This is a genomic window from Chitinophaga sp. HK235 (assembly GCF_018255755.1).
Classification (GTDB): domain Bacteria; phylum Bacteroidota; class Bacteroidia; order Chitinophagales; family Chitinophagaceae; genus Chitinophaga.
The window spans coordinates 6,856,868-6,875,793 of the sequence record NZ_CP073766.1 but is presented as its reverse complement, the minus strand read 5'-3'; the positions used below and the strand labels follow the sequence as shown (position 1 = coordinate 6,875,793).

At 48.3% G+C, this 18,926-nt stretch carries 17 protein-coding genes; 6 read left to right on the top strand and 11 right to left on the bottom strand.

Annotated features, from left to right (window positions below; genetic code table 11):
* Positions 1 to 16: 16 nt before the first annotated feature.
* Together KD145_RS26290 and KD145_RS26285 are read right to left on the bottom strand one after the other, a co-directional pair.
* Positions 17 to 508, bottom strand: coding sequence for a MarR family winged helix-turn-helix transcriptional regulator (locus KD145_RS26290; protein ID WP_212002788.1), 492 nt, complete (start codon positions 506 to 508; stop codon positions 17 to 19).
* A 379-nt stretch (positions 509 to 887) separates the two neighbouring features.
* On the bottom strand, positions 888 to 1,301 hold the full coding sequence (locus KD145_RS26285) for an SET domain-containing protein (RefSeq protein WP_113614830.1): 414 nt from the start codon (positions 1,299 to 1,301) through the stop codon (positions 888 to 890).
* A gap of 144 nt (positions 1,302 to 1,445) precedes the next feature.
* Here KD145_RS26285 and KD145_RS26280 point away from each other — a divergent pair, with 144 nt between their 5' ends.
* Positions 1,446 to 2,321 carry a bestrophin family protein gene (locus KD145_RS26280; RefSeq protein ID WP_212002787.1) on the top strand — a complete coding sequence of 292 codons (876 nt, stop codon included), beginning with the start codon at positions 1,446 to 1,448 and terminating at the stop codon, positions 2,319 to 2,321.
* A 59-nt stretch (positions 2,322 to 2,380) separates the two neighbouring features.
* Complete coding sequence (gene mgtE / locus KD145_RS26275; protein ID WP_212002786.1) at positions 2,381 to 3,757, top strand: magnesium transporter; 1,377 nt, start codon at positions 2,381 to 2,383, stop codon at positions 3,755 to 3,757.
* 141 nt (positions 3,758 to 3,898) lie between these two features.
* Here mgtE and KD145_RS26270 read toward each other — a convergent pair whose 3' ends face one another.
* A complete protein-coding gene (locus tag KD145_RS26270) occupies positions 3,899 to 4,435 on the bottom strand; it encodes a histidine phosphatase family protein (RefSeq protein WP_212002785.1) in 537 nt (178 codons plus the stop codon).
* Between the two features lie 102 nt (positions 4,436 to 4,537).
* On the opposite strand from KD145_RS26270, the gene KD145_RS26265 reads away from it, so the two are divergent.
* The 4 genes from KD145_RS26265 (at position 4,538) to KD145_RS26250 (ending at position 11,794) form a co-directional block, all read left to right on the top strand.
* A complete protein-coding gene (locus tag KD145_RS26265; RefSeq protein WP_212002784.1) occupies positions 4,538 to 6,910 on the top strand; it encodes a prolyl oligopeptidase family serine peptidase in 2,373 nt (790 codons plus the stop codon).
* A gap of 269 nt (positions 6,911 to 7,179) precedes the next feature.
* On the top strand, positions 7,180 to 9,015 hold the full coding sequence (gene glmS / locus KD145_RS26260) for a glutamine--fructose-6-phosphate transaminase (isomerizing) (protein WP_212002783.1): 1,836 nt from the start codon (positions 7,180 to 7,182) through the stop codon (positions 9,013 to 9,015).
* 14 nt (positions 9,016 to 9,029) lie between these two features.
* The gene (locus KD145_RS26255; RefSeq protein ID WP_212002782.1) at positions 9,030 to 11,231 is read left to right on the top strand and encodes a DUF4954 family protein; all 2,202 of its coding nucleotides are present in this window, start codon (positions 9,030 to 9,032) and stop codon (positions 11,229 to 11,231) included.
* Positions 11,219 to 11,794: a DNA-3-methyladenine glycosylase I gene (locus KD145_RS26250; RefSeq protein ID WP_212002781.1), complete on the top strand. Its 576-nt coding sequence runs from the start codon at positions 11,219 to 11,221 to the stop codon at positions 11,792 to 11,794. Before KD145_RS26255 ends, KD145_RS26250 begins: the two co-directional genes overlap by 13 nt.
* Before the next feature lie 113 nt (positions 11,795 to 11,907).
* Here the strand turns inward: KD145_RS26250 and KD145_RS26245 are convergent, their stop codons facing one another.
* From KD145_RS26245 to KD145_RS26210, 8 genes are all read right to left on the bottom strand, one after another.
* Positions 11,908 to 12,975 carry a cytochrome-c peroxidase gene (locus KD145_RS26245; RefSeq protein WP_249219578.1) on the bottom strand — a complete coding sequence of 356 codons (1,068 nt, stop codon included), beginning with the start codon at positions 12,973 to 12,975 and terminating at the stop codon, positions 11,908 to 11,910.
* Positions 12,976 to 12,982: 7 nt separating this feature from the next.
* Positions 12,983 to 13,762 (bottom strand): MbnP family protein, encoded by a 780-nt coding sequence (locus tag KD145_RS26240; protein ID WP_212002780.1) that lies wholly within the window; start codon positions 13,760 to 13,762, stop codon positions 12,983 to 12,985.
* Between the two features lie 67 nt (positions 13,763 to 13,829).
* Positions 13,830 to 15,137: an L-fucose:H+ symporter permease gene (gene fucP, locus KD145_RS26235; protein ID WP_212002779.1), complete on the bottom strand. Its 1,308-nt coding sequence runs from the start codon at positions 15,135 to 15,137 to the stop codon at positions 13,830 to 13,832.
* Positions 15,138 to 15,194: 57 nt separating this feature from the next.
* Positions 15,195 to 15,977, bottom strand: coding sequence for an SDR family oxidoreductase (locus KD145_RS26230; RefSeq protein WP_113614840.1), 783 nt, complete (start codon positions 15,975 to 15,977; stop codon positions 15,195 to 15,197).
* A gap of 18 nt (positions 15,978 to 15,995) precedes the next feature.
* The gene (locus tag KD145_RS26225; RefSeq protein WP_212002778.1) at positions 15,996 to 16,823 is read right to left on the bottom strand and encodes an amidohydrolase; all 828 of its coding nucleotides are present in this window, start codon (positions 16,821 to 16,823) and stop codon (positions 15,996 to 15,998) included.
* 76 nt (positions 16,824 to 16,899) lie between these two features.
* Positions 16,900 to 17,229: an L-rhamnose mutarotase gene (locus KD145_RS26220; protein ID WP_212002777.1), complete on the bottom strand. Its 330-nt coding sequence runs from the start codon at positions 17,227 to 17,229 to the stop codon at positions 16,900 to 16,902.
* A 6-nt stretch (positions 17,230 to 17,235) separates the two neighbouring features.
* Positions 17,236 to 18,087, bottom strand: a complete 852-nt coding sequence (locus KD145_RS26215) for a fumarylacetoacetate hydrolase family protein (protein ID WP_212002776.1) — start codon at positions 18,085 to 18,087, stop codon at positions 17,236 to 17,238.
* A gap of 24 nt (positions 18,088 to 18,111) precedes the next feature.
* Complete coding sequence (locus tag KD145_RS26210; RefSeq protein WP_212002775.1) at positions 18,112 to 18,870, bottom strand: hypothetical protein; 759 nt, start codon at positions 18,868 to 18,870, stop codon at positions 18,112 to 18,114.
* Positions 18,871 to 18,926: the final 56 nt, after the last annotated feature.

Here is an 18,926-nt window from a genome sequence, read left to right as displayed (position 1 = left end):
AGCTGGTGTATGATGATTATTTGTTTTTATGCAGGGAGTGTACCACTCTTTCCGACAGCGGCTGTTGCTGCACGGCCTGTTCCACCTGTGCAATGGCGGCCAGCAGCTGCTGGCTTTGTTTGTTTTCCATCACGAGATCTTCCATGGCGATGGAGATAGCTTTCCAGATGGGTTGTATCTGATGCAGCATTTCTGTGCCCTTTTTGGTGAAGGCTACCAGCTGGCGGCGGCCGTCTTCTTTGCAGGGCGTGGTTTTAAGCAGTCCTTTTTTTCGCAGGTTGGTCACCATCTGACTAACGGCAGAGTGGGATATCTCCAGCTGAGCTGCAATGTCTATGATAGGCATGGGCTGCTGGCCAGAGAGCAGATAAAACACAGGGAACCAGCTGGCATCAAAGGGAATGCCTGCCTGTTCATATACCTTGTTGACTTCCATAAGGAAGTATTCACTGAGCCTCCGAAGGCGGCTGCCAAAAACGAGATATCCCAGTGATGGATAAAAACTCATACGATGATGGATTACAAATGATCGTCCTGAAAAATTATATAAGTGCTTATATAATTTTCTTTTAAAAAGATGATAAACGGGCGGAAAAGCGATCGCGGGCGATCATCCGCTTCTATCATCTGTTACTGGTAAGGTCTGCAGCGGGAGGGCTTCACCATTTAAGTTGTGGTGCCGGTGCCTTCTGACAACGGTACGTTGGTAGAGCAGCTGACCCTTAATCAGCGGGTCTGGTGATGCCGGTACCTTCTGACGGCAGTACCTTTTAAAATTATATAAGTACTTATACAATATTAGGAAAAAATTACCAGGCGCCAAGGATTTTTCCGGAAATTTCCGGACGGGCATCGCAGCGGCGCCCATCCGGAAGGTCCGAAGGTCCTTACTTGGACTTTTCCTGGTTTTCTTTGGTACGTTTCATATCGAACCAAACCGGGGAATCATCGGTCACATCACCATTGTAGTTAATGAACAATTCCTCTCCTCTTTTGATATCGCGGCGGGTGATGATGCTCATAGTTTCGGCATCAAAATCCATCTCGTATTCACAGTTGGGATTGTAGTCGTGGTTGTAGATAGAGCAGAACCCCAGGGCAATGCAGGAGCGTGTTTCACGGACACCCCAGAGGAAAATATAATTGTGAAGTTTTGTTTTGTCCACAATTTCTGTGTCATCGTAAGAGAGGACCAGTACGGGAGATGTCTCAATCCTTGTTCCGGCGGGAATTCGTTCCTTTGTGTATACTCCCCGACCTTTTCCCTTGGACTTATCTACGTATAAGTATGGCTTAATCATAGCGCTAATTCAAATAAAAGAAGGCGTAAAGTAAAGTTAAAGAAGGAAGTTATCAAAATCATGTTTAAAAATTTTAGGTTTGCGGCCCGATTTAATTTTCTTTTAAGGGATCGGTATTTACTTTTATACGTTAACAGTTAGCTTATGATCAACTACAACCCGAAAGACTGGTTTACGTTTATCTTCCGTATCCACAAAGCGGACACGGTACGGAAGCTCTTTCCCATGTTTATAGCCCTGTCCATCTATTCTGCTGCAATAGCCTGGCTGGAGCTATCTTTCTGGAATCTGTCTGCCAACAGTGAGATCAAGAACATATCCCTGATGCACGGCCTGCTGGGGTTTGTCATCTCCCTGTTACTGGTATTCAGAACCAATACTGCCTATGACCGCTGGTGGGAAGGACGTCGCCAATGGGGCACGCTGGTCAACAGCAGCCGTAACCTCGCCATTAAAATACAGGCCATGTTACCCTCTTCCAACAAGGAAGCCCGGGAATTTTTCCGGATCATGATCCCCAACTATGCCTTCAGCCTCAAAAACCATCTACGCAAAACCTATAAGCCAGAAGAGATGGAAGCACTGCCCGGAGACCATGAGCCCGTAGATCTTTCCAAACATGTACCCAACCAGCTGGCTTCCCGGATCCAGCACAAAACCATGGAACTGCACCGCCAGGGAGAACTCAGCGGAGACCAGCTCATCATCCTCAACAATGAATTGCAGTCCCTGACCGAAGTTTGCGGCGCCTGCGAACGCATCAAAAGCACCCCTATCCCCTTCAGTTACAGTGTATTCATCAAAAAATTCATCTTCTTCTATATCATGACCATGCCCTTCGGGTATGTGTTCAGCCTGGGCTACCTGATCATTCCCATGGTAGTATTTATATTCTTTGTACTGGCCAGCCTTGAACTTATTGCCGAAGAAATTGAAGATCCTTTCGGACTGGATGCCAACGACCTGCCTACTGATACTATCTGTAACAATATCCGGTTACACGTCGGAGAATTATTATAGTAATAACCCCGGAGGCGTTTTATTTTAACTTATTTTCGCGCATAGAGTCAAATTAGTACATGGAAAATGAAGCATTACTGGAGAAATTCAGCACACTGAAGAAAGAAAAAAACTACCGCGAGCTCTCAGTGTACCTGGACGACCAGTTAATTACGGACATAGCAGAGTTGATTCACGAAGACCCGGAAAATGCCGGTGCTATTATCAACAACCTGTCGATCACCCGAGCGGCAGCGGCTTTCCGTATCCTGGACTTTCCCCTGCAGGAAGATGTGATCAGGGCACTGGCACCCGCCAAAATAGCCGAGCTGATGAATGAGCTGCCGGCCGATGACCGTACCTCTTTTCTGGAAGAACTACCCAGTGAAGCCGTGAAAGAGCTGATCAAACTACTCGACCCGGAAGAACGACGCATCACCCTTTCCCTGCTGGGATACCCTGAAAACAGCGTCGGACGTATCATGACGCCCGACTATATCGCTGTCAGGGAAGAATGGACCGTCAAAGAAGTGCTGGACTATATCCGGGAACACGGAAAAGACAGTGAGACCATCGACGTAATTTATGTGATAGATGAAAAAGGCCATCTGCTCGATGACTTCCGTATCCGCGAATTTCTGCTGGTAGCCACCGACACCGTGGTACATACTCTTATGGACGACCGCTTTGTATCGCTTCATGCTAATGATGACCAGGAAGAAGCCATCCAGGTGTTCCGGATGGAGAACCGGGTAGCCCTCCCTGTAGTAGACGACCAGGGCATCCTGCTGGGTATCGTGACCATCGATGATATGTTGTGGATTGCCAACGAAGAACATACAGAAGACATCCAGAAGATCGGTGGTACCGAAGCCCTCGATGAGCCCTATCTCGATATGCCCTTACTCAAACTGGTCAAAAAACGTGTAGGCTGGCTCGTGGTACTGTTCATCGGTGAAATGCTCACCGCCACCGCCATGGGATTCTTTGAAGATGAAATAGCCAAAGCCGTAGTGCTCGCCCTCTTTGTACCACTGATTATCTCCAGTGGTGGCAATAGCGGCTCACAAGCCTCTACACTTATCATCCAGGCCATGGCGCTGGGCGAAATCACCATCAACGACTGGTGGCGCGTTATGCGACGCGAAATCGTTTCGGGCCTCATGCTGGGCAGCGTACTGGGGTGTATCGGTTTTATCCGCATCCTGCTCTGGAACAGCCTTTTCCACACCTATGGAGAACATACCGTTCTCATAGGCACTACCGTAGGTTTCTCCCTGGTAGGCGTGGTATTATGGGGTACCCTCTCCGGTTCTATGCTACCCATCATCCTTAAAAAAGCCGGCGCCGACCCTGCTACCTCTTCCGCTCCTTTTGTAGCCACACTGGTAGATGTGACGGGACTGCTGATTTACTTCACCGTGGCGTATACGCTGATGAAGGGAATTCTACTATAACTGTAACTGTGATTTTTATGATGTTGATGATTCTCCTGATAGGCGGAGATTAAAGCGGAGATAAATAGAGCGAAGATTAAAGCGAATTATAAAGGAAATGGCCCATTGATCCAATCAATGGGCCATTTCCTTTTATGTTGATTATGGATAACAGTCTTCTGTGAGGCTGCTGCCCGCCGATGTTTTACGGACAATGAAGAGCCAATCGTATTCGTGTTCGCCGATGGTAGCCATATGAGGCCGGGCCCGGAGGCTGTGCAGCAAAGGTACCAGCGTATTGCTGTGGCCGATGATAAGCAAACGCTTGCCCCAGTCGCCATGGCGGGTGATTTCATATATCAGTGATTCGCCCGTAGTATCTGCTTTATAGAAGCAGGTATCGAGATGCAGTTTGATCCGCAGACTGTCGGCAGTTTGGATACTACGCAGGTAAGGAGTGAGATAGATCTTGTCGAGATGGGCATTTTTCAGCCTTTCATATAAAAAACCGGCTCTTTTAAACCCTTCTGGTGTAAGGCAGGTGTCTGCTCCCGGAAATCGTTCTGCGTGCCTGACTACATAGAATGTGCCCGTGAGGAAAGTGGTGTCTTCCGATACCGGCACTGGCTGGCGCTGTGGCGGCTTGGGCTTGCAGGCAGCCAATAGAACGAAGGCACATAAAACAGGGTATAAGCGCATATGGCAGCATGATTACAGATAAACGCCGTACGTCTATCCAAAATTTACAGCAATTTATGATTAAACTGTTACATTTATCAGCCAACAAAATAAACAACTGCTATGACAAAATGGGTACTGCCCGCCATCATTTTTTTATCAGCCAACAGTCTCTATGCCCAACAACCGGGGCCGCTTACGGTAGAAAAAATCATGCGCGATCCTAAATGGATAGGCACCTCCCCCGACAATGTGTTCTGGGGAACCGACAACCAGACAGTGTATTTCAACTGGAATCCGGACAAACAACTTGCCGACTCCCTCTATGCCACCGGTATTAAAAACAATACGCCCGTTAAAACCGCAGCAGCCGAACGTTCTCTGATAGCAGCCAGATCTGAAGGCACTTACAACCAGGACCGGTCATTGCTGGTCTATAGTTATCAGGGAGATATTTTCCTGCTGGATATCAAAACCGGTAAGACCATCCGCATCACCAGCACCACAGCCACTGAAACCAGACCTGTATTCAGCTTTGGCGGCCGGCAGGTGGTATATCAGCAAAACCGCGACCTCTTTGCCTGGGACCGGACCACTGGCACCACTACCCAGTTGACCAGCTTCGAAACCGGCAGCAAACCTCCTGCTGAAAAAGCCGATAAAGACAAGGGCAATGCAGAAGAAAGATATCTCAAAGCACAGCAGCTGGAGCTGATGGCCATCATCCGCGATAAAAAAACCAAAGCGGATGCCGCCACTGCCTTCAATAAACAATACGACCCCAAACCATTACGCAGCCTGTATCTCAACGATAAAAAACTGCAGAATGTACAAATAAGCCCTGATGGCCGCTATATCACCTACCGCCTCTACAAGGCAGTCGCTGATGCCCGTAATACCATCGTGCCCGAATTTGTGACTTCCACCGGCTTCACTACGGATATCCGTTCCCGTGATAAGGTGGGTGCTCCCCAGGGTAGCTTCGAAAGTTTCCTGTACGACCGCCAGCGCGACACCGTACTGCCTATCGTCACTTCCAATATCACCGGTATTAAGGACCTGCCCGACTTTTCAAAAGACTACCCCGGCAGAGACAGCGCCGTAGTCAGGGAAGTAATTGTAAATGGCCCCTACTGGTCTGAACAAGGTAACCATGCCATTGTTGACATCCGGTCACAGGACAACAAAGACCGCTGGATCGCTTTGCTGGACCCCGCCACCGGCCAACTAAAAACCATCAACCGTCAAAGAGATGAAGCCTGGATCGCTGGTCCTGGTATAGGCTGGAGCATGGGTGGCAGCAACCTGGGCTGGATAGATGAAAACACCTGCTGGTTCCAGTCGGAAGCCAGCGGCTACTCCCATCTGTACACCACTCAGGTAGCGACTGGTCAAAGCCAGCAACTGACCAGTGGTGCGTACGAAGTCCAGGATGCGCAGCTGTCCCACGACAAAAAATATTTTTACATCATCACCAATGAAATACATCCTGGTGAAAAACAGTTATATCGTATAGCCGTTACCGGTGGCAAAGCCGAAAGACTGACTTCCCTGCAGGGAGCCCATGAAGTCAGCATCTCCCCGGATGAAAAATGGATCGCCTATCGTTACTCCTATTCCAACAAACCCTGGGAGCTGTATCTGCAGCCCAACAGCGCAGGCGCCAAACCTGTACAGATCACACATCAGGCACAATCTGAAGAATTCCGTTCCTACCCCTGGCGTGATCCGCAGGTGATCACTTTTACTGCCCGCGACAACCAACCGGTATATGCGCGCCTCTATACACCGGACCCGGCAAAGAAAAACGGCGCTGCCGTTATCTTCGTTCATGGTGCCGGTTATCTGCAGAATGCACATAAATGGTGGAGCAACTACTTCAGGGAATACATGTTCCACAACCTGCTTACCGACAAAGGTTATACCGTACTGGATGTAGACTACCGCGGCAGTGCCGGCTATGGCCGCAACTGGCGCACCGGTATCTATCGCTTTATGGGCGGCAAAGATCTCGATGATGAAGTAGACGCAGCAAAATATCTGGCAGAGAAATTGCAGGTAGACGCGAACCGTATCGGTATCTATGGCGGCAGCTATGGTGGCTTTATGACACTGATGGCAATGTTTACCAAACCGGGTGTATTTGCCTCCGGTGCTGCACTACGTTCCGTTACCGACTGGGCACATTACAATCACGGCTATACGAGCAATATCCTGAATGAACCATTCACCGATAGTATTGCTTACCACCGCTCCTCTCCCATCTATTTTGCAGATGGACTGAAAGGGAAACTGCTGATGTGCCACGGTATGGTAGACACCAACGTACACTTCCAGGATATTGTGCGGTTGTCTCAACGATTGATAGAACTGGGAAAAGATAATTGGGAGCTGGCAGTTTATCCTGTGGAAGATCATGGATTTACTGTCCCCAGCAGTTGGACCGATGAATACAAAAGAATCTTACATTTGTTTGAGAATACGTTATTGAAGTAATTAACAAACCCGGATTTTAAGCGAAGATCTAAGCGATTAAAATCCGTTATACATCAAAGGGGATATAGTGAACGATGATCCGGATATTAACATTCGGTTAATCGCGCACTATATTCCCTTTTTCATTTTATTTTAGAATGCACGTTATGTGAAATGCACACACACAGGAACCATATCTTATATTATATTTTATTAACATCAACTGGTGTTATTTTCACAATTTATGCGATATTGCAATCAACACCCTCACCAAAAACGCGATTAAACACATGTGTGGAATTGTAGCTTACATCGGGCACAGAGAAGCATACCCGGTAGTATTGAAAGGCCTTAAAAGACTGGAATACCGCGGTTACGACAGCGCAGGCGTAGCCATTATCAACGACGGACTTCAGGTATACAAGAAAAAAGACAAAGTAGCGGCATTGGAAGAGTACGCATCCAGCTATGATATGCGCAGCTCCATTGCCATCGGACATACCCGCTGGGCCACACACGGAGAGCCCTGCGACCGTAATGCCCACCCCCACCTTTCCGGTGACGGAAAACTTTCCATGGTACACAACGGCATCATCGAAAACTATGTACAGCTGAAGCAGGAGCTGAGCAAAAAAGGACATGTTTTTCAAAGTGATACTGACACCGAAGTGTTGCTGCATTTTATCGAAGAGATCAAACAACAGAACCAGTGCCCGCTGGAGGAAGCCCTCCGCATTGCCTTAAAAAGAGTCGTGGGCGCCTATGTGATTGTACTGATCGATGCAGACAACCCTGATACACTCATCGCCGCCCGTAAAGGCAGCCCGCTGGTAATAGGCGTAGGCAAAGGAGAACACTTCCTCGCTTCCGACGCCTCTCCTATCGTGGAATACACGAAAGAAGTAGTGTATGTAAACGACTACGAAATCGCTATTATCAAAGCCGACGAGCTGATCCTGAAAAATATCTCCAACGAAAGACAGACCCCTTACATACAAAAGCTGGACATTGAGCTGGCTGCTATTGAAAAAGGTGGTTATGCCCATTTTATGCTCAAAGAGATTTTTGAGCAGCCGCAAACAATTTTTGATAGTCTGCGTGGGCGTCTGGATGCTAAAAAAGGTACACTCACTATGGGTGGTATCCGTGAATACGCGGAAACCCTCAGCAACGCCCAACGTATCATTATCGTGGCCTGCGGCACCTCCTGGCATGCCGGCCTTATCGCTGAATATATGATCGAGGAACTATGCCGCATACCGGTGGAAGTAGAGTACGCTTCTGAGTTCCGCTACCGCAATCCGGTGGTAGGCCCTGGTGACGTGATCATAGCCGTATCCCAGTCTGGCGAAACAGCTGATACGCTGGTAGCCATTGAAGCTGCCAAAGAAAAAGGCGCTATCATTCTCGGCATCTGTAACGTAGTAGGTTCTTCCATTGCTCGCATGTCTCACGCCGGCGCCTATACGCATGCAGGCCCGGAAATCGGCGTAGCCAGCACCAAAGCATTCACCGCACAGCTGGCAGTACTCTGCCTTGTAGGCCTGAAGATAGCTTCAGAAAAAGGCTCCATCACCCAACAACGTTTCCAGTACCTGCTCGATGAGCTGGAACAGATATCCGATAAAGTAGCGACTGCTCTTAAACTCGACGACCAGGTAAAACAGATTGCTGCGAAGTATAAAGATGCACGTGACTTCCTATATCTGGGCCGTGGCTACAACTTCCCCGTAGCACTGGAAGGTGCACTGAAACTGAAAGAGATCTCTTACATCCATGCCGAAGGTTATCCTGCGGCAGAAATGAAACATGGCCCTATCGCACTGGTAGATGAAAACCTGCCCGTAGTGATTGTGGCTACCAAAGACAGCTACTACGAAAAAATTGTTTCCAACATACAGGAAATAAAAGCCCGCAAAGGCAAAGTGATCGCCGTTGTAACAGAAGGCGATCAAACCATTCCTCCCATGGCAGACGATGTTATTTTTGTACCTTCAGCGGATGAGCTGGTTGCTCCGATTATCTCCGTTATACCGCTGCAATTACTCGCCTACCACATCGGCGTATTAAAAGGGTTTGACGTTGATAAACCGAGGAATCTCGCCAAGAGTGTGACTGTTGAATAACAAAGATCTTATCCATGAACAACATCAAAAAAAAGCCTCTATCCGAACTGGGGTACAACTTTATTGAGACCCCGTTACCCAAAGGTAAAGACGAATACTACCTGCGTAATGAACAATGGAACCGGCAGGATCATTACAGAAGACTGCTGGCCCATGAAGTGGAAGCACTGGTACGAAACGACAATAGTTCTGATGACTGGAACAATATTTTTGTTTCCAATGAATTTAATCCTCAGCTGGTGCAGCACTGCCACTTTTTTGGCATGGTTCGCATCGGCAAACTGGAACCGTACTATCTGGAATTTCACAACCTGCGCCTGCCGGTAGGGCTGTACAACAGCACTATCTGCGCCTGCGATTTCGGAGACAATGTAGTGGTACATAATGTCAACTACCTGTCTCATTATATCCTGGGCAACGAAGTGATTGTAGCCAATGTGAATGAAATGGCCACCACCGACTATGCCAAATTCGGGAATGGTATTTTAAAAGATGGTGAACAGGAAAGTGGCCGCATACAGCTGGAGCTGTGCAACGAAAACGGTGGCAGAAGTGTTATGCCCTTCGACGGCATGCTTCCCGGCGATGCCTATCTCTGGACACGCTACCGCGACGATCTGCAGCTGCAGCAGCAGTTCAAAGCCTTTACTGAAAAACAGTTTGATAAACGACGTGGCTACTACGGTATGGTAGGTGATCGTACCGTGATCAAAAACTGCAAGATCATTAAAGATGTCACCATCGGCACTGATGCTTACCTTAAAGGCGCCAACAAACTGAAGAACCTTACCATCAACAGTACCAGCGATGCCGCTTCCCAGATCGGGGAAGGATGCGAGCTGGTGAATGGTATCATCGGTTACGGATGCCGGGTGTTTTATGGCGTGAAAGCCGTGCGTTTTGTGATGGCTTCGCATTCACAGCTGAAATATGGTGCACGCCTGATCAACTCCTATCTGGGTAACAACGCCACCATCTCCTGCTGCGAAGTGTTGAATTCACTGATTTTCCCGGCACATGAACAGCACCACAACAACTCTTTCCTGTGCGCTGCACTGATCATGGGGCAAAGCAATATGGCCGCCGGCGCCACTATCGGCTCCAACCACAACTCACGCGGAGCAGATGGTGAAGTCATTGCCGGCAGAGGCTTCTGGCCCGGCCTCTGCGTAAGCCTCAAACACAATTCAAAGTTTGCCACCTTTACCCTCATCTCCAAAGGGAATTATATGTCAGAACTGCATATCAATATCCCTTTCAGCCTCATACTCAATGATGAACATGACAACCGGCTCAAAGTAATGCCCGGCTACTGGTTCATGTACAACATGTACGCGATTGCCCGCAACTCCTGGAAATACGTAGACCGGGACAAACGGACAGACAAAACACAATACATTGAGTACGATTTTCTGGCTCCCGATTCCGTAGAAGAGATGTTTGAGGGACTGGGTATCATGGAGGCAGCCGTAGGAAAAGCCTGGTTCGCCCTTCCGGATAACATGCCCAAAAAGGAACTAACGGAGAAGGATATACGTAAAAAAGGAAAAGAGTTGCTACTGCAACAACCGGAAGTAGTAGCACAGCTGACCATATTGGCCACCGGTATGGAAAACAGTTCCCGCGAGGTGCAACTGCTCAAAGTACACAAAGCCTATGCTATCTTCCGCGAGCTGATCGTTTTCTACGGTATCAAAAACATCATCGCTGCCAACAAACCATCTTTCCTGGCTTTACAGGCTGCCGTCAAAACAGCTAAACGCGGCGAATGGCACAACATCGGCGGACAGCTGATGAAAGAGGAAACCGTGAATACGCTCAAACAGAAGATCAAAAAAAACAAGATCTCCGGCTGGCCACAATTGCACGAAGCTTATGTTGCCATCGGTAAGGAATACTCATCAGACAAACTACAACATGCCGTAGCCGGTTTATTGGAAATAAAAGAGGTATCTTTGAAAAACCTTACCCCGGCGCTACTGGCTGAATGGCTGGAAGACTCTACCCGCACCATGGAATGGATCACGCACAACATCCGTCATTCCCGCGAGAAAGATTATAAAAACCCCTTCCGTCAGATGGCATATGAGAATGCTGATGAAATGAATATCGTACTGGGCAGCCTGGAACATAACACCTTCATCAATGAAACACTGAACGAGCTGGGTGAGTATAAAAACCGTGTGAGAAAAATCATCAATGAATGGGAACTATAGCCACCGAAAAAAGCCGATGCGGCTGGAGCCTTAAAGATCAATTGTACAAAGATTATCACGACAACGAATGGGGAAAACCCAGTCATGATGACCGCCACCTTTTTGAACTGCTGTGCCTCGAAGGAGCACAAGCCGGACTCAGCTGGCACACCGTACTGGTCAAAAGAGAAAACTACCGCAAAGCATTTGATAACTGGGACGCTAAAAAGGTAGCCAGGTACGACGAAAAAAAGGTAGCCAAACTGCTGGAGAATGAAGGTATCATCCGTAACAAACTAAAGATCAATTCCGTCATCTCCAATGCCAAAGCCTTTCTGGCTGTGCAACAGGAATTCGGCTCCTTCGATCATTACATCTGGTCATTTGTCAAACATCAGCCTATCGTCAACAATTTCAAAACCATGCAGGAAGTGCCAGCCAAAACAGCTATCTCCGACGCTATGAGCAAAGACCTGCTCAAACGCGGATTTAAGTTTGTAGGCTCTACTATCTGTTACGCCTATATGCAGGCAACGGGGATGGTGAATGATCATGTGACAACATGCTGGACCAGAAAACCGTAACTGTGATGTATGTGATTTTTCTGATGATGTGATGGGCGGAGATAAAAAGCGAAAGGAGCTATTGATCATTTTCAATAGCTCCTTTCGCTTTTATTTTCGTATATCATTCAGCGTTATGGAGTGATTAATACTTCGCTCAGCGCATTGTTATTAATCAGCGTATAGTCGGTGAGGGTATTGAGGAAGAGATATAGTTGTCTTTTTTCCTGGGCAGAAAGCGGGATACCGTTTCTCACCAGCGGATCAGTAGTGCTGGTGACTTTGATACCGTGATCATAGAAGTCGAAGACCTGAAATATATCGAAGTAGCGGCCGTCGTGCATATAGGGCGAGCTTTTCAGGATATTCCGCAGGGAAGGCACTTTAAACTTAAGATAATCGCCGGTGCTGTTGGTGATTTTCATCCTGCCTACATCGTTGAGCGCGGGCAGGTAAGGCAAGCCATTGCTGCGGTAACTAAGATCTGTAAACAACGGCTCTTTATGACAGGCTGCACATTTCTGCTGAAAGATCTGGTAGCCGGCCTGTTCATCCAGGCTGAAGGCCGCACCGGGCTCTTTACGCATAATGCTGTCGTACCTGGAATTACCGGATATCATGGTAGCCACAAACTGGGTAATAGCTTTAAACATGCGTTCGCTGGTTACTTCTTCGGTACCAAAGGCATCTTTGAATTTCTGCCGGTATTGCGGGTCGCCCTGCATTTTTTTCAACAGCTCCTTCAGGTCCATCGCCATTTCATTGTGGTCTGTAAGTGGTGTCAGTGGCTGTATTTCCAGGTTATTCACACCACCGTCCCACATAAATTCCCTTTGCCATATCATATTGAAGATGACGGGCACGGAGCGGGTGCCTTGCTGGCCGCCAACGCCGTGGCTCAGCGCATGGTCGAAATGTCCGAAGGCAGCGAACTTCTGATGACAGAAACCACAGGATACAGTACTGTCGCGTGAGAGCCGGTAGTCATAGAACATGTAGCGACCTAATGCTATCCCCTGTTTGGTGAGCGGATTGTTGGCAAAGCTATATACCGGCGCCGGAAAGCCTGGAGGCAGCTGTAAGGTTACTGGTTCAGGCCGTATACTGCCGTCACCACCGCCCTTGTTTTCCTTCTTACAGGCATGGGCCAGCATCAGCAGTATTCCAAAGGTACCGGCGATATATAGGGCTTTGTGGCGCATGGGTGATTTAATTTTTGATAGAAAACATCTGCTGGTAGTTATTGGCGATAGTCAGCGCATCCGTTCCCGGCGCCATGATTACGGCCGCCTGTTTAAAACTCACCGTATTGGGTGTAAACCATTTGGCGGCATCCGCTACAATATTCAGTTGCGGGATAACGCTCATTGTAGGATTAATACCCAGCTTCACAGGAAGAGAGACTGTTTTTAACACGTTATAAGGCCCTTTAAAACCGCCTACATGAAACTGGAACTGATTGGTGGGAGAACCCACTGCATCGGCATATCCTTCCATCTGCGCCATGATATAACCACTGTTCCAGGTCCAGAACATACCGTTTTCCGGCGCCAGGGCACCGGATTGTACGCCGCTGTTATTACGGGCGCTGTCTACCCCTACCATAAAACGAAGGGCTGTATAATTACCCTGCGGGATACTATCGAGGGAAATCCGTTTGGTGGAATCTGTTGCATCATCTATCAGAAAATAGGCAGGCGGCAGTGTAATTGTTTTCCCCGCATCATTCACCAGTGAAAAATTACTGAGATAATAACGGAAACGGGAGATGACAAAAGATTCGCCGGAAGGGTTTATATAAGTGCTGCTATTACGCACCAGCGGGCTGCCGTTCATCACATGAGAGAAATTCAGCGTCAGCCTGGAATAAGCAACAGGCGGATCCTCTGTGGAGGATTTATCTTTTTTGGAGCAACCGCTGAGCCATAGGATAGTCAGGCATAACAGGATACAACGGAAGGTAAAGGAAGTAAAAATCCGCAAGACCATGGTATTCCTTTTTGTTATCAGGAAGGTACGATGATTTTGCGGATTAAAGGATTAAAAAAGCGATGTATTAGCTTCTGGCAGCATCCAGTTTGTGGCCTCTGGCCCCAAACCATACTACCACAGCAAAACATACCAGCGGTATGATATAAGCCATCTGAATATTGGATGCATCAGAGATGAGGCCCATCAGCGGCGGGCAGATCGCACCACCCACAATAGACATCACCAGCAGGGAAGAGCCCAGTTTGGTATCTCCGCCCAGCCCTCTGATACCCAGAGAGAAGATAGTCGGGAACATGATCGACATAAAGAAAGGTACCAGCAACACAGCTCCTACGGCCACCATGCCTTTGGTTGTCATCGCCAGCAATATCAGGCCCACGTTAATAGCACCATAGGCGGTCAGCAGAGAAGATGCTTTTATTTTGCTCATGAGGAAGGTGCCGAAGAAGCGGCCTATCATGAAGCCCAGTCCGGCTACCCATCCCAGCAGGTTGGCGGCTTCTCTTTCCGGTATGCCGGCAGCATATTTGGCAAAGCGGATAAAGAAGGCGTTCACGCCGATCTGTGCGCCGATATAGAAGAACTGTGTAATCACGGCTGCTACCAGGTGTTTATGTCTGAAGATACTGCCTTTGGAAGGGCTGGCATCTACGGTTTCGTCTTTAGCTTCCTGTACTTCCGGCATTTTAGTGACTACAAACATCAGTGCTACGAGGAGCACCACCATCCCGATAATCATGTAGGGGATTTTTACAGTGCCGGCCTCTGTGCTGAGGTATTGCTGCAGCTCAACCGGTGACATGGCATTGAGCTGGTCCTGTGTATGTTCTGTACCGGAGAGGATAAACCGGGCACCTAATACCGGCCCCAGTACAGCACCTACGCCGTTAAAGGACTGAGCCAGGTTGAGGCGGGTGGTAGCTGTTTCCGGGCTGCCCAATACGGTCACGTACGGATTGGCAGCTGTTTCGAGGAAAGTCAGCCCGGTAGCGATCACGAATAAAGCGCCCAGGAAAGCAATGTATTCACGGCTGTTGGCAGCAGGAATAAACAGAAAGGCACCTATCGCATATAAACACAAGCCGAAAATGATGCCTGTCTTGTAGCCGAACTTACGCATGACAGCGCCTGCAGGCAATGCCATCAGGAAGTAGGCCGCAAATACTGCAGAATCGATGAAGGATGATTGCAGGTCTGTAAGCTGACAGGCTTTTTTCAGGTGCGGGATGAGCACCGGACTCAGGTTGTGAATTAATGCCCACAGGAAAAATAGACTGGTAACCAGTATAAACGGGAAGAGATAACTGCCCGCTTGTTTCCCGCTGGTGGGCTTGCTGGTATAGGTGGAATTACTGACTGCGCCTCCGGCCATAACGAAGAGTTTAATGTTTCAGGTTAAAGTATGATGTATCAGTTGGTTGGCAAAAGCTTAGCTGATGGATCTGTCGAGGTGTGTATAACCTCCGTCAACGAATAGTATTTGTCCGGTTGTATGAGAAGAACGTGGTGACAGCAGGAATACGGTGGTATTGGCAATCTCTTCTGAAGTAGTCATCCGGTGTTCGAAAGGAATTTTTTCGGTGATGGATGCCAGTTTTTCTTTTGGATTGGGCAACGAGTTGATCCAGGTTTCGTACAGTGGTGTCCATACTTCTGCCGGGATAACGGTGTTTACCCGTACGGAATATGGCAGCAGTTCTACCGCCCATTCGCGGGTGAGTGCGTTGATGGCACCTTTGGAGGCAGCATAACCGGAGGTGTTGCCCTGGCCGGTGGTGGCTACTTTGGAACCGATGTTCACGATATTGCCTTTGGTGTTTTTAAGATAAGGCAAAGCAAAGTGAGCCAGGTTGTAATAATGTGACAGGTTGTTTTGCAGGGACTGCATAAATTTTTCGGGGCTTCCGCTTTCGAGGCCTACCCCGTCGTTGGCGCCGGCATTGTTTACCAGGCCATCGATTTTTCCGTATTTCTCAATGGTTTCAGCGATCACTTTGCGGCAGTCATCCACTTTAGACAGCTCCGCCTGAATACCGAAGGCCTGGCCACCAGCCTGGATAATAGCGTCGACTGTTTTGCTGTTGTCTGCTTCATTTCTGCCTGCAATTACAACAATTCCTCCTTCAGCAGCTACCAGTTTTGCAATACCTTCTCCAATTCCTTTGGCACCGCCGGTAACAATAATCACTTTTCCCTGTAATCCTAAATCCATATTCGTAGGTGTTGTTATTTATAGATGATAAAATGAGATGGCATTGCCTCCCATGATGTTGTTCTGTTCTGTGTCAGACAGTTTGCTGATGTATTGGGTGATGATGTCTTTCACTTCTTTATATTCGGCTGCCAGCAGGCATACGGGCCAGTCGGAGCCAAACATAAGCCTGTCAGGCCCGAAACTTTCCAGCACTACATCGAGGAAAGGCTCAAAATGAGCCGGTTTCCAGTGTTGCCAGTCGGCTTCTGTTACCAGGCCACTGAGTTTGCAGTACACATTAGGCGCTTGTGCGATAAGACGCATATGAGAAGCCCATTCTTCCAGTGCGCCGGTTTTAAAGTCCGGTTTGGCCACATGATCTATCACCAGACGGTGTTCCGGAAATTTCTTCACGAAAGCAGCCGTGGCAGCTAACTGTTTCGGATATACGAGAATATCGTATGTAAATCCGAACGCTGCCAGTGCTGTGATACCGTGGCAGAAAGCTTCTCCCAGCAGAAAATTAACATCCGGTTCTCCCTGTACAATATGCCGGAACCCTTTCAGTTTGGGATTAGCGGCATAGGCAGCCAGTTTTTCCCTGATGTTGGGAGCCCGTAGATCGGTCCACCCTACCACGCCTTTGATAAACGCATGTTTACCGGCCAGGTCCAGCAGGAAAGCGGTTTCATTTTCCGACTGGTCGGCCTGTACCGCCACGCAGCCGTGTACACCATTGGCAGCCAGCACAGGCTCCAGGTGTTCCGGAAAGAAATCGCCCCGGATCACCTGCATGGAATCATCTATCCACGCGTCGCGAACGGGATCATACTGCCAGAAATGCTGATGTGCGTCGATTATCATTTGGTTATTTGGCTATTTGGTTATTTGACCATTTTATTGGGTTCAATCAATGGTCAAATAACCAAATGAAAAAATTTTACAATGAAAAAATTTTATCCATGATAATCCACTTCTCTCCTGGTTTTGCTACAGGCAGGGCCTGCTGGTATTTCCACATCAGCTGTTCCCATTCCTGTACTTTAGGATTGTCAGCGTCCATGGCTCCTTTGCGTTCAAAAGAGAAGGAATCGTTTACTTCCATGATCATGAACAGGCGGTTACCGGCACGGTAAATTTCCATGTTTTCGATACCGCTGTCGGTGATACTTTTTTTGATTTCCGGCCATACGTCGCGGTGATAGTTTTCATATTCGGCTATCAGCTGCGGGTCGTCTACCAGATCCAGTGCCAGGCAATAACGTTTCATATACTGTTATTTATAGGCTACAGCTGTTTGTTTGGAAGTACCCAGGCCATCGATGCCCAGTTCTACCACGTCTCCTGGTTTCAGGTATACCTGTGGGTTCATGCCCAGGCCTACACCTGCCGGTGTTCCGGTGGAGATGATATCACCCGGGAGCAGTGTCATGAACTGGCTCAGGTAGGATACGACGAAGGGTACGTTAAAGATGAAGTTGGAGGTGTTACCGTCCTGCATTTTTTTACCGTTAACGGTAAGCCATAAACGCAGATTGTTCACATCTTTTATTTCATCTTTGGTAGCCAGCCATGGGCCTAAAGGAGCGAAGGTATCGCAGCTTTTTCCTTTTACCCACTGACCGTTTCTTTCAATCTGGAAGGCACGTTCACTGTAATCGTTGTGCAGGCAGTAACCGGCTACATAGTCCAGTGCGTCTTTTTCTTCCACATAGGTGGCTTTTTTACCGATCACAACGGCCAGTTCCACTTCCCAGTCTGTTTTTTCGCTGTTACGCGGAATCACCAGGTTGTCGTTGGGTCCTACCAGTGCGGTAGTGCTTTTAAAGAACACGATTGGTTCAGTAGGTATCGGAGCATTTGTTTCGCGGGCATGGTCGGCATAGTTGAGGCCGATGCAAACGATTTTGGATGGACGTTGCAGCGGAGCACCCAGACGGGTACCTTCCGGCACCTTAGGGCAGGAAGCACCGTGCTGTGCCCACCATTGAGACAAACGTTCCAGCCCGTTGGCGGCCAGGAACTGCTCGCCAAAATCTTCTCCAAAAGCACTTACATCAAACATACCTGCTTCTGTAACAACGCCCGGTTTTTCTTCACCCGGTAAACCAAACCTGATCAGTTTCATTGCAATATTTTTTATTGTTATCCTTTAGTCTTTCTTGATTTCTTTTAATGTCACCACCTGTAAGCGACCATTTTCCACGTGCAGGTCGATGAACGGTTCTGCCTTACCATCTTTGGTCAGCGAGAAGTATACATGGTTTGCCTCTGAAGTTTGCTGGATAGTAGGCTGATAACCCTTCGGCACCGCGATGAACATGCTTTTCCGGACACCGCCAAATTCCACATACAGTTCTACGCTGTCGGGGGAATTATCAGGCCTGATCTCTGCGATAAAGTCGGCTATGATTTTTCCAGACTGCAGGTTTTTACTGTATTTTTTCACCTGTTCAGCGCTGGCCGTCACTTTACCCAGGCCCATGGTGTTTTCCATGTATTTCCAGATACGTTCCGGCGGAGCGGTGGCCCACAGGACCTTCGGATTGCCAGCATCGTCGAGGCTGGCATGGTAATACCTGACAGCGTGGTTGGCTTTGAGCACGCCTATATAACAACTGTTAGGCTCATCCCACAACACTTTATACACTTCTGCGTCGGGAGCATCCTTTAACACTACCTGTTCAAATTTTTTCTCCTTTGTCAGACCTTTTATCTGAAACTTAATAGCGATCTCCTGTGTGTCTTTGTCCTTACCGGAAATGTCCACTGCTACAGTGCCTGCCGGTGTGGCAGGTACCAGCGCGGTATCCGCGGTATTGTTCTTTCCTTGTTTGGCTCCTCCCTGGTTACAGGCGGTGAAGGCTACAACTGCCAGCAGCACCGGCCATGCACGAAAATGTTGCATCATGGTGATTAATGATTGATGAATGAATTGTTGAAAATTAGGTAATAACCCTAAAAATA

Bases quoted from the DNA above. Each gene is read 5' to 3' on its own strand.
- KD145_RS26290 (WP_212002788.1), bottom strand. From the start codon at position 508: ATGAGTTTTTATCCATCACTGGGATATCTCGTTTTTGGCAGCCGCCTT.
- KD145_RS26285 (WP_113614830.1), bottom strand. From the start codon at position 1,301: ATGATTAAGCCATACTTATACGTAGATAAGTCCAAGGGAAAAGGTCGG.
- KD145_RS26280 (WP_212002787.1), top strand. From the start codon at position 1,446: ATGATCAACTACAACCCGAAAGACTGGTTTACGTTTATCTTCCGTATC.
- mgtE (WP_212002786.1), top strand. From the start codon at position 2,381: ATGGAAAATGAAGCATTACTGGAGAAATTCAGCACACTGAAGAAAGAA.
- KD145_RS26270 (WP_212002785.1), bottom strand. From the start codon at position 4,435: ATGCGCTTATACCCTGTTTTATGTGCCTTCGTTCTATTGGCTGCCTGC.
- KD145_RS26265 (WP_212002784.1), top strand. From the start codon at position 4,538: ATGACAAAATGGGTACTGCCCGCCATCATTTTTTTATCAGCCAACAGT.
- glmS (WP_212002783.1), top strand. From the start codon at position 7,180: ATGTGTGGAATTGTAGCTTACATCGGGCACAGAGAAGCATACCCGGTA.
- KD145_RS26255 (WP_212002782.1), top strand. From the start codon at position 9,030: ATGAACAACATCAAAAAAAAGCCTCTATCCGAACTGGGGTACAACTTT.
- KD145_RS26250 (WP_212002781.1), top strand. From the start codon at position 11,219: ATGGGAACTATAGCCACCGAAAAAAGCCGATGCGGCTGGAGCCTTAAA.
- KD145_RS26245 (WP_249219578.1), bottom strand. From the start codon at position 12,975: ATGCGCCACAAAGCCCTATATATCGCCGGTACCTTTGGAATACTGCTG.
- KD145_RS26240 (WP_212002780.1), bottom strand. From the start codon at position 13,762: ATGGTCTTGCGGATTTTTACTTCCTTTACCTTCCGTTGTATCCTGTTA.
- fucP (WP_212002779.1), bottom strand. From the start codon at position 15,137: ATGGCCGGAGGCGCAGTCAGTAATTCCACCTATACCAGCAAGCCCACC.
- KD145_RS26230 (WP_113614840.1), bottom strand. From the start codon at position 15,977: ATGGATTTAGGATTACAGGGAAAAGTGATTATTGTTACCGGCGGTGCC.
- KD145_RS26225 (WP_212002778.1), bottom strand. From the start codon at position 16,823: ATGATAATCGACGCACATCAGCATTTCTGGCAGTATGATCCCGTTCGC.
- KD145_RS26220 (WP_212002777.1), bottom strand. From the start codon at position 17,229: ATGAAACGTTATTGCCTGGCACTGGATCTGGTAGACGACCCGCAGCTG.
- KD145_RS26215 (WP_212002776.1), bottom strand. From the start codon at position 18,087: ATGAAACTGATCAGGTTTGGTTTACCGGGTGAAGAAAAACCGGGCGTT.
- KD145_RS26210 (WP_212002775.1), bottom strand. From the start codon at position 18,870: ATGATGCAACATTTTCGTGCATGGCCGGTGCTGCTGGCAGTTGTAGCC.